Source organism: Alkalibacterium sp. m-11 (assembly GCF_054658155.1).
Genome location: NZ_BAAGIR010000080.1, coordinates 1 through 9,067, shown reverse-complemented (window position 1 = coordinate 9,067; position 9,067 = coordinate 1). Strand labels below are relative to the sequence as shown.

Here is a 9,067-nt window from a genome sequence, read left to right as displayed (position 1 = left end):
AATGCTTTTCTCTACCATACGTATAGTGTACCTTTAAATCCCCTCTCTTTTCAAATCAAGTGATAGTGATTAACGTTTGAGGTGATAGGCTTTCTAGCGGGTAAAACTTTATACTTTCCTATTCTACCAGAAAAAAGCACAGACAGCCGTCCGTGCTTTTTTTCATATTCAAGTTTTTCTACAATTGATTCTCTCTAAATGCTATTAAGCATCTTTCATACTTAAAAGTCTGCAGCCGGTTTATTATTTATAATGTTTATCAGTTGGTATTCACCGTTTCTGTATTTGAAGACACTTGCATCGCACTTGTCCCTTCATTTTTTAGTGAAGCAATGACTGTCAGCATATATATTTTGGACACTAATGCCGATAAAGACCCAACCACAATCAGCCCAGTCAGTTGACTTGTCGCAGCTGCTGTCAACAACAGGACGGCTACACCAGAAATCAAAAGATACCGTGTATCTTTTGTAGTATAGGTGTTCACCCTATCTACCTGCTGCATTTCAGTAAACCTGATGATTACAGACTCGAATAATTTATGAAAGACGGTCAGTTCAACCACCATATGTACTGGAGGGTAAAAGAGCAGGAGCATACTCAACATCTGAAAATCCAGACTGATCAAAGGAGAAATACCTTCCAGAAAGGAAAAAGTGAAAAGAATACACAGCCCGCTGTTAATGAGCGTGCGATTTTGAGCTGGAAGATTTTCCTCGATTTCTCCAAAGCCTTTGATCAAGATGTACCACCCGATTATACTGGGAAAAAGAATGAGAAAGCCTACCGAGACATTAATAATCGATAGGATATAGCCCCAGAAAATTTTCTTGTATCCACTAGCTGGTTTCGTCACGTCTATCTTCCTCCCCTGTATTCAACAGTCTATATAAATCAATCATTTCGTACTCGGGATAGTGGGTGTATCTATTAAGAAGAGAGACATGATATGACGTTCCTTCACTTGTCGATACTGTCAGTGTGGGTTCAGTATTCAAATAAGCAGATCCTTCAAGAGGCGTTTCACTAGTCGACTTTTCAACTCTAACTGTAAGTGTATCCCCCGATTCGATTAGAAGACCTTCTGCCTGTTGAGCAGTTACCCCGTTGGTTGGAAATGAATTTCTATGTATATATTCCACCTTATCAGAAAACACAGTCTCATTCTACCTGTAATCAAATCAAAACGCGCAGAGTAGAATCTGCACGTTTTGTCCACTTATTGATTTTGTTCCATAATCTGTGTCAGTTCGATCATTCGGTCGACTGATTCGTCCAGATACTTGATCGTATCCATCAGAGGTTTTTCTGTTGAAATGTCTACACCCGCTACCTTGGCAGCTTCTTCTGGTGTCTTCTGCCCCCCTAAGGCAAGAAACTCCAGCCACTGTTCCGGCTTCATTTCACCTTGAGACATTTTCAGGTATGCCTGAGTTGCAATGGTCAGTCCAGCAGAATAGGTATACGGGTACAGCCCCATATAATAGTGGATCTGCCTCATCCAAGTCAGCTCGGCTCCTGCTTCTATCTCGACAGCATCTCCCCAGAATTCTTCAAGGACACTTCGTTTCAGTTCACTCAACTTGTCCGCATCAAAACTTTTTCCTTCATCAATCAGACGGTAGACTTCCCGCTGATAAGCCGCTTCAAGCAAGTGCGTAACGAAATTATGGAAGTAGGTCTTTGATATCATTAGAGAAATGACGTTACGTTCCATTCTCGGATCGTTCGTCTGCTTGGTTAAGTAGTCAGTCAGAAGCAGCTCGTTGAAAGTTGACGGGGCTTCGATCAGATAAAGTGACGGGTCCGAACCGGTAAAGGAGTTGTTTGCATTGGTCAACTCACTTTGTCCGGCATGACCGAGTTCATGGAACAAGGTATAGGCATCTGTCAGATCTCCTGTCCAAGTCATAAGGATATACGGGTGCTTGCCGTATGCAGCGGAACAGAAAGCACCTGACTCCTTTCCTTTGTTCTGAGCGAAATCAATCCACCGTTCAGGGTAAGCACGCTGGAGCAAGTTGACGTAGTCCTCGCCCAATGGTGCCATCGCCTGTTTCAGTAAGTCCTGAGATTCTTCTATACTGACTTTAGCCGTATAATCAGGATCCAGATCGACTTTCAGGTCAGCATAAGTGAACCTATTTAAGTCATGGACCTCTTTCAAATGCGTCACATATTTGCGCATGACTGGGGCAAACTCCTTCATGATCACATCGATTTGGCGGTGATACAAAGCCTGATCTACTTCCTGATCTGCAAGCAAATAGTCAAATATTGAGTCGTACCCTCTCATATTTGCAATGGTCTTTTCATGCTGCACATGATTATAGTAGGCAGTCGCTACGACATTTTTATATTGACTGAGCGTATGGTTGAATGCGTCATACGCTGCACGACGGATCTCTTTGTCGGTATCATACATGTACACTTCTTCGTACAAAACAAAGCTAAGTGGATACTCTATTCCGTTCACTTCAAACGTTTTAAAATCAGCATCTGCGAGTCTCGCCTGTTCAAAGACTTCGGCAAACGAATCCAGAACCGGATTCAGAAGAGCCAGCGCTTCTTCCACTTTAGGATGTAGCTTGCATTTCTTTGTCAGCTTAATGAGTCTCATGAATGGTGCGAAACGAGGCTGGGATTCACTTACTTCGTCTAATACTGACTCACTCAGTTCTTCCAGCTGAGATTTGAAAAAGCTGAGTTTCGCATTCGTGTCTGCCAGAAAGTTGGCGGCACGTCTGTTTTTTATTTGGGCATCACTGTCGGAAATGTCGACAGTCACCGGCAACATGGCATAAGTCTGGATATGGGACATGACCGTCCGTATGTCTTCATAGGCCTCGACCGCTTCTATGACAGATTTCGCATCATTCAGTTTTCCATCGACTTGTTTAATAAAATGAGCGGTATCCTGTTTTACTTTCTCTACTGCCTCTTCGTAGGCTTTGTCATCTTTAAATACAGCAGACAGGTCCCACTTCAAGTCGTCGGCTACTTCAGATCGTTCTCTTAATTCATTAGTTGTCATTGGCAGGTTCTCCTTCAGTTAAAAGATAAGGTACATGATTTCTTGTACAACATTAGTATATGTCTTAAATCATTTCAGATCCATAACTAGCCTAAAAAAACGTACTGTTCTTCAATCTGGCGGATCACCTGCTGCTTGGTTCCTTCATCAGTAAAGGCATAGGTGATTGCATTGAGCATCACTTGTTTCAGATCAGTTGAAGTCATTCCGCAGTGGGCGATACAGATCATCAGCTCATCCGTTACAGTGGTATTCGAAACGGTCCGGTTGTCCGTATTGATGCAGACCTTGATGCCTTCATCCAGGAAGTATCTCAGCGGATAGTCCTTAAATGACGGAATGGCACGCGTCTGAATGTTACTTGTCGGGCACAGTTCGAGAAGAACGTCTTTCGCTCGCACATTTTGCAGTGCATCTTGGTCCTGTCTGATCGCTACACCATGACCAAGTCGTCTGGTTCCCATGTCCATCGCAGACAGGACATTGTCGACAGAGCCCGTTTCTCCAGAGTGAATGGTCATGTCCATGCCCAGGCTTCTCGCTGTGCTGACCGGTCTTCTGACCTGCTCGTTCGGGAAGTTTCCTTCGTCTCCTGCCACATCGACTGCCGCTACCATTCCTTCAGGAAGCTGACTGACTTCTTCGAAAAGCTGTGTATTTCTCTCCTGAGTATGGTGCCTCAGTGCGCAGGCGATCAGGCTGACCTTGACGGGAAAATCATCTGCGGCTTTCCGTATCCCTTCATCGACTGCTTCTATGACTTCTTTCACGGATAATCCCTGTCTCTGGTGCAGTAGCGGCCCGAATCGGAGCTCCAGATAGACGATGTGTTCACGGTTGGCATCCTCGATCACAGCATAGGTTGCTTTTGTGAGATTCTCCTTTGTCTGAAGCAGCGGCAAGATCGTTTCAAAGCTGGACAAGTATTCCTTAAGCGTACCGGAATCGGCTGGCGCAATGGCACCTCTCATCTCTTCTTTAGGATTAGTGTAGCCTTCTTTTTCAGCCAGCTCTATTAAAGTCTTCATAGGGACAGAGCCATCCAGGTGGCAATGCAGTTCCACTTTCGGCAAGTTGACTAGTTTTTTTCTGTTCATCTGTTCACTCCTCGGCTTCATTCAGTGCGTAATATTTTTAATGACTAGTCTAACACATTCCAGATGTCTTTAACAGATGGTATATGTACAGATATCGAGGTAAACTTAGAAAAAGCACAGATGGTCTATGCTCTTCTTTTTTCCTAATTTTACGATCGTAAGAATCCGCCTTCTGAATTGATGACCTGATCGGCGATCCAGCCGTCTTCTTCAGTAGCGTGGAAAGTAATCAGCCGGGCAGCTGGTCATCCCCATTCTTCCGGACAGAAACTTCGGCTCCAAGTGCTTTTTAATCTCGTCTGTCATCCACCCCGTGTCGGTGGGGCCAGAATTGACGGCATTGACCGTAATACCTGCAGACGCCAGTTCAGCCTAAAGAGAAAGTGTAAAGGCTGAGACAGCTCCCATAGTCGCGCCGTAAGCCAGTTCGTGACAGACGGCTGCTCCGATACCTGCATCATGGCTGACCCCAGTGATCAGGGCAATCGATCCTTGTAATGTCATAGCTTCCTCCTTGTTTCGTGTGATGTGATGATTATTCATTTTATAAGAATCCGTTTACTAATTATATCTTAATCGACTGGTTATTTCCTTTGATTCTATATTTATTGGGAATTAAGCTGGTGCCAACAGCCTGTCCTATCAGTCTGATTACACTTCAAGGCAACCGTTCTGTCCTAAACAGTCGCTAAGTTCTTTAGTAGTGGAAGTTTAGACGGCCTGGCGTCCGCTAAACTGTTCTTAGGGACCGTCTACTTATAGTTTAGGGTATTTATCTGATTTCATCTTGCCGTTAGAAGGCTTCTCGTTACATCTTAGATTTCGTACGTGTTATAAGCTGCAGCTAGAGCGCCTGTAGTGGAGGTTCAGACGGTCTGACGCCCGCTGAACCATCACTAAGAAACTTCTCGTTGCATCTTACCTACATCTTCAGCCACTGAACTATAAGTAGAACACCCTTTACTTCCAGTTTACTGTCTCTACTGAAGCCTAAGCTGAAACTAACCTCGTCAAGTCCTGTCATTGTTACTTATAAGACTGGGATTCTTTTTCAAAAAAAGAATCGACTTATCCTGTAACAGAATGAGTCTAGTAATGGTAAACTGTAGGTACATTGACCACCAATCAGGAAAGAAGGCATATATCATGACTCAAGTTAAACTGACGACGCTTACTAAAAAAGGCGGCTGCGGATGTAAGATCGGACCGAGTGAACTGCGCGAGGTTTTGCATACCCTGCCGGAAACAAAAAAAGATCCGAATCTTCTGGTCGGACTGGATACAGGAGATGACGCGGGGGTATACAAACTGACGGATGACCTGGCCATCGTTCAGACGCTGGATTTCTTCACACCAATCGTGGATGACCCGTATGATTTTGGTCAGGTCGCAGCGGCCAATGCACTGAGTGACGTCTATGCAATGGGCGGTACACCGATCACTGCTTTGAATATCGTTGCCTTCCCTATCTTCAATCTGGACAAGTCGATTCTGACAGAGATTCTTAGAGGGGCCAGCGATAAGGTTCAGGAAGCCGGCTGTAATCTCGTAGGAGGCCATTCCATCGATGATCAGGAACCGAAATTCGGGCTGTCGGTAACTGGGACGATCCATCCCGACGACATCCGGACCAATGCCGGAGCAAAACTCGGAGACAAACTGATCCTGACGAAACCCATCGGTGTCGGCATTTCCACTACAGCACTTAAGCGGGGACTCTTAACTGATGACGAGATTCGTCGAGTGACGGCTGTGATGGCTACTCTGAATAAAGAAGCGGCTGAAGTGATGAAGGGCTATGATGTACACGCCTGTACGGATGTGACCGGCTTCGGACTGCTTGGCCATCTATCAGAAATGGCTGCAGAGAGTCATCAGGCTCTGACGATTTTGAAAGACGATGTGCCGGTGCTGTCCCGTGTGCGTGAGCTCGCTGAAGAAGGTGTCATTCCAGGAGGATCGAAAAACAACTTCAATCATGTGAAAGAGGTCGTTCACTTTGACGAACGTCTAGATTCGATCGACCAGATTATTCTCGCTGATGCTGTCACGTCAGGTGGCCTGCTGATGTCCGTCAATCCAGATGAGGCATCAGCCATGATCGACTCCTTACAGAATAAAGGCATCGACTCACGCATAATCGGTGAAGTCACAGATGGACAAGAAGGACATATTTATGTCAGATAAGAAAGGACTCTTCTATGTTTAAAGATATTTCACCCTCGGACCTGTTTGAACTCAAAGAAGCCGGACACGTAGTCGTAGATGTCCGTGCGCCTAAGGAATTCAAAGAGGCCACGATCCCAGGAGCGATCAATATTCCTCTGTTTTCAGACGAGGAACGTGCTCAAGTCGGAACGACATACAAGCATCAGGGGCAGGAGGCAGCGAAGGACCTCGGACTTGAACTCTTTTCGAAGAAGCTGCCGGACTTTATCAGACAGTTTAAGGAGCTGAAGTCTCCGGTCACTGTCTTCTGCTGGCGCGGGGGGATGCGCAGCACAACTGCCGCCACTGTAACTGATTTGATGAATATTAAAGTCAATCGACTGACCGGCGGAATCCGAGCGTATAGAAACTGGATGAAAGAGCAGATCGACACGCTTCCCCTTCCTCCTTTTTATGTGCTGAACGGCCATACTGGAAATGGCAAGACTCATATCCTACGTCAGCTCAAACAGGAAAACTATCCTGTGATCGATTTCGAAGCCATGGCGCGTCACCGCGGATCCATTTTCGGACAGATCGGTCTTGAACCCAGTAATCAGCGCATGTTCAATCTTCTTCTGGGTGAGGACCTGCTGCGTTACCAGCAATCGCCCTATATCCTGGTAGAAGGCGAAAGTGCCCGTATCGGCAAAGTCATTATTCCAGAACGCATTTTCCAGCATAAAGAAGTCAGTTCTCAGCTGGTCGTTGATCTGCCGCTTGAAGAACGGGTCGCCATCATTCTTGACGACTATTCTCCTGATGCTTACCACGATGACTGTCTGGTGGCCTTTGAACGGATCAGACGCCGCATCCATACTCCTGTTTCAAAAGCGATCGGCGAAGCTCTTGAAACAGGAGACTATCCAGAAGCGGTCAAGCTTCTTCTGACCTATTATTATGATCCGCATTACAACAGATCGATCACGCGGCCTGATGCACCGGAAACACCCATCGAGGCTTCTACTCTCGAAGAGGCTGTTGATCAGGTCAGGACGCAGCTCGACAGTCTGAATAAGATCAGACAGCAAAACTGATACGTAATGAATGCCCAGCCTGCTTTTATCCGGGTGTCGTCCACTATGTCAGCCTGTTTGACATCTGACTACTGGACTAGTTCATTGTGCTCAAAGGAGTGATTTCATGTTTACATTAGGCAGAAAGATCGACCCTCGCAACAAGACTAATCTGGCCATTATCATCTGTACTTTTGCTGCCTTCATTGCCGGCTGGCTGTTAATTACCGAGCTGATTTCCGGCTTTTACTTAAGCGGCACAGTGTTTGTGACTTGGGCCCTTTCCAGAGATGTGGATCCCGCCCACAGCTATTCAGCTTTCGTCGCTGTCGCTTTGACTCTGACGAATCTGCTTTATATCGAAACGATCGAAAACACTCAGATTCTTGCGCTGTTCTGGCAGCCGGTCTTCTCGCTTTCGTACTAGCTATCGTCCAATTGCTGTTTATGCAACGGCTCACACTCGCGGCATTCGATGAGCAGGATCCGGTGACTCTAATTCTGATCGCGGTGGCTGTTCTCTCGGCAGTTCTTTTCTGGTTTATTTCAAGACGTGAGTGTAAGGATGACCAGGGTAAACAGGCAGACCTCAGGCGAATTTTCACAGGTCAGCTCGTCTACTGTGCAGCTGTTCTGCTTCTGGTCTTTTTCGAAGACTTATCTATAAACGATCATCTAATCCACCTATCAGTCCTCTTGGGAAGCGTGATCCACTTCATGTGGTTAAGAATTAAAGAAGCCGGGGCTTGAGGGCAAACCTCAATTGATTGCACTGCATGCAATAATAAAGAGCTGTACAAGAACCACCAACCTTGGTCTTCTAGTACAGCTCTTTATTTTATCCGATCTACTGCTACGTGATAAACGTCTTGATTCTCCCGTTTACCTATTGCAATAACTTGTATTATTTCCAGTCCTTTTTCGGATTCTCTAAATACAATTCTTAATCCAGCTTTCTTATGTTTCAGCTTTCTGCATCCCGACAGTTCCCCTTTCAAGGGTTGCCCAACCTCCATGCCATAGGCCTGAAGCTTAGCTATGGACTTTCTCACCAGTATCTTTTGAGACCCGTCCAAAGCTTGGTAGTCCTTCTTTGCTTCTTCGATAAACACAACATCGTAACTCATTACTCCCAACCATTGTCGTCAGGGGCGTATTCGGCTTCAGCCAGTTCTTTGCCCATAACATCTTCCAGAGAAAAAGTTTTTGCATCCTTTTGAACATTCTGTGCCTTCAATCTTCGGGAAACTTCGTAGTCCAGCAGTTCTTCTTCCAGTTCATCAATTTTTTGTATAAGCGCCTCATAGTGCTGCTGGGTAAGCATAACACCGGCAACGTTATCACGATTTAAAATATAGACCCCCTCATTTAATTCTTCAGCTTTCTTGAAGATATCCATCGGACTCTTCTTCACATCAGATATCGATCCTTTTGGAATATTTCCAATCAGTTCAACTGCCATACTTTTTGCCTCCTTCTTTTACTAGGATTATATCATTTAGACTTTTAAAAGTCTTTAAAAAAACTCTTGAACATACTGTTAAATGCTCATAATTCTATCAGAGATATTCCTTTGTAAAATGTAACTATGTGTAAAATAGTTGTCGGAAAGTAAAATAGTAGGGCAAGAAATTAAAGTAGACAAAAAGAAAGAAGACCCTTAATCTAGAGATAACCACAAATCCAGAAAAGAGGTCTTCTTATGAATCAAA

The 9,067-nt window shown here is 45.1% G+C and carries 11 protein-coding genes; 4 read left to right on the top strand and 7 right to left on the bottom strand.

What is annotated here, in order from left to right:
* Nucleotides 1-259: 259 nt before the first annotated feature.
* From ACYQ2O_RS08465 to ACYQ2O_RS08445, 5 genes are all read right to left on the bottom strand, one after another.
* Nucleotides 260-856, bottom strand: a complete 597-nt coding sequence (locus ACYQ2O_RS08465; RefSeq protein WP_346024341.1) for a hypothetical protein — start codon at nt 854-856, stop codon at nt 260-262.
* Nucleotides 840-1,157: a hypothetical protein gene (locus tag ACYQ2O_RS08460; RefSeq protein ID WP_459770978.1), complete on the bottom strand. Its 318-nt coding sequence runs from the start codon at nt 1,155-1,157 to the stop codon at nt 840-842. The genes ACYQ2O_RS08465 and ACYQ2O_RS08460 overlap by 17 nt, the downstream gene beginning before the upstream one ends.
* A 62-nt stretch (nt 1,158-1,219) precedes the next feature.
* Nucleotides 1,220-3,034: an oligoendopeptidase F gene (pepF, locus tag ACYQ2O_RS08455; protein ID WP_346024339.1), complete on the bottom strand. Its 1,815-nt coding sequence runs from the start codon at nt 3,032-3,034 to the stop codon at nt 1,220-1,222.
* A gap of 86 nt (nt 3,035-3,120) precedes the next feature.
* Nucleotides 3,121-4,131 carry an adenosine deaminase gene (add, locus tag ACYQ2O_RS08450; protein WP_459796417.1) on the bottom strand — a complete coding sequence of 337 codons (1,011 nt, stop codon included), beginning with the start codon at nt 4,129-4,131 and terminating at the stop codon, nt 3,121-3,123.
* 372 nt (nt 4,132-4,503) lie between these two features.
* Nucleotides 4,504-4,635, bottom strand: coding sequence for a hypothetical protein (locus ACYQ2O_RS08445; protein WP_346024337.1), 132 nt, complete (start codon nt 4,633-4,635; stop codon nt 4,504-4,506).
* Nucleotides 4,636-5,277: 642 nt separating this feature from the next.
* Between ACYQ2O_RS08445 and selD the strand changes: the two genes are divergently transcribed.
* The 4 genes from selD to ACYQ2O_RS08425 all read left to right on the top strand — a co-directional run bounded on the left by selD (nt 5,278) and on the right by ACYQ2O_RS08425 (nt 8,105).
* Nucleotides 5,278-6,318, top strand: coding sequence for a selenide, water dikinase SelD (gene selD / locus ACYQ2O_RS08440; RefSeq protein ID WP_459796416.1), 1,041 nt, complete (start codon nt 5,278-5,280; stop codon nt 6,316-6,318).
* A gap of 14 nt (nt 6,319-6,332) precedes the next feature.
* Nucleotides 6,333-7,376, top strand: a complete 1,044-nt coding sequence (gene mnmH / locus ACYQ2O_RS08435) for a tRNA 2-selenouridine(34) synthase MnmH (RefSeq protein ID WP_459796415.1) — start codon at nt 6,333-6,335, stop codon at nt 7,374-7,376.
* Nucleotides 7,377-7,482: 106 nt separating this feature from the next.
* Nucleotides 7,483-7,782, top strand: coding sequence for a hypothetical protein (locus tag ACYQ2O_RS08430; protein ID WP_346024334.1), 300 nt, complete (start codon nt 7,483-7,485; stop codon nt 7,780-7,782).
* Between the two features lie 20 nt (nt 7,783-7,802).
* A complete protein-coding gene (locus ACYQ2O_RS08425; protein WP_346024333.1) occupies nt 7,803-8,105 on the top strand; it encodes a hypothetical protein in 303 nt (100 codons plus the stop codon).
* 83 nt (nt 8,106-8,188) lie between these two features.
* Here the strand turns inward: ACYQ2O_RS08425 and ACYQ2O_RS08420 are convergent, their stop codons facing one another.
* Both ACYQ2O_RS08420 and ACYQ2O_RS08415 read right to left on the bottom strand, forming a co-directional pair.
* Nucleotides 8,189-8,482, bottom strand: a complete 294-nt coding sequence (locus ACYQ2O_RS08420) for a type II toxin-antitoxin system RelE family toxin (protein ID WP_346024332.1) — start codon at nt 8,480-8,482, stop codon at nt 8,189-8,191.
* Nucleotides 8,482-8,817 carry a type II toxin-antitoxin system Phd/YefM family antitoxin gene (locus tag ACYQ2O_RS08415; protein WP_346024331.1) on the bottom strand — a complete coding sequence of 112 codons (336 nt, stop codon included), beginning with the start codon at nt 8,815-8,817 and terminating at the stop codon, nt 8,482-8,484. The genes ACYQ2O_RS08420 and ACYQ2O_RS08415 overlap by 1 nt, the downstream gene beginning before the upstream one ends.
* Nucleotides 8,818-9,067 lie beyond the last annotated feature (250 nt).

Bases quoted from the DNA above. Each gene is read 5' to 3' on its own strand.
- ACYQ2O_RS08445 (WP_346024337.1), bottom strand. From the start codon at position 4,635: ATGACATTACAAGGATCGATTGCCCTGATCACTGGGGTCAGCCATGAT.
- add (WP_459796417.1), bottom strand. From the start codon at position 4,131: ATGAACAGAAAAAAACTAGTCAACTTGCCGAAAGTGGAACTGCATTGC.
- mnmH (WP_459796415.1), top strand. From the start codon at position 6,333: ATGTTTAAAGATATTTCACCCTCGGACCTGTTTGAACTCAAAGAAGCC.
- pepF (WP_346024339.1), bottom strand. From the start codon at position 3,034: ATGACAACTAATGAATTAAGAGAACGATCTGAAGTAGCCGACGACTTG.
- ACYQ2O_RS08420 (WP_346024332.1), bottom strand. From the start codon at position 8,482: ATGAGTTACGATGTTGTGTTTATCGAAGAAGCAAAGAAGGACTACCAA.
- ACYQ2O_RS08430 (WP_346024334.1), top strand. From the start codon at position 7,483: ATGTTTACATTAGGCAGAAAGATCGACCCTCGCAACAAGACTAATCTG.
- ACYQ2O_RS08415 (WP_346024331.1), bottom strand. From the start codon at position 8,817: ATGGCAGTTGAACTGATTGGAAATATTCCAAAAGGATCGATATCTGAT.
- selD (WP_459796416.1), top strand. From the start codon at position 5,278: ATGACTCAAGTTAAACTGACGACGCTTACTAAAAAAGGCGGCTGCGGA.
- ACYQ2O_RS08425 (WP_346024333.1), top strand. From the start codon at position 7,803: ATGCAACGGCTCACACTCGCGGCATTCGATGAGCAGGATCCGGTGACT.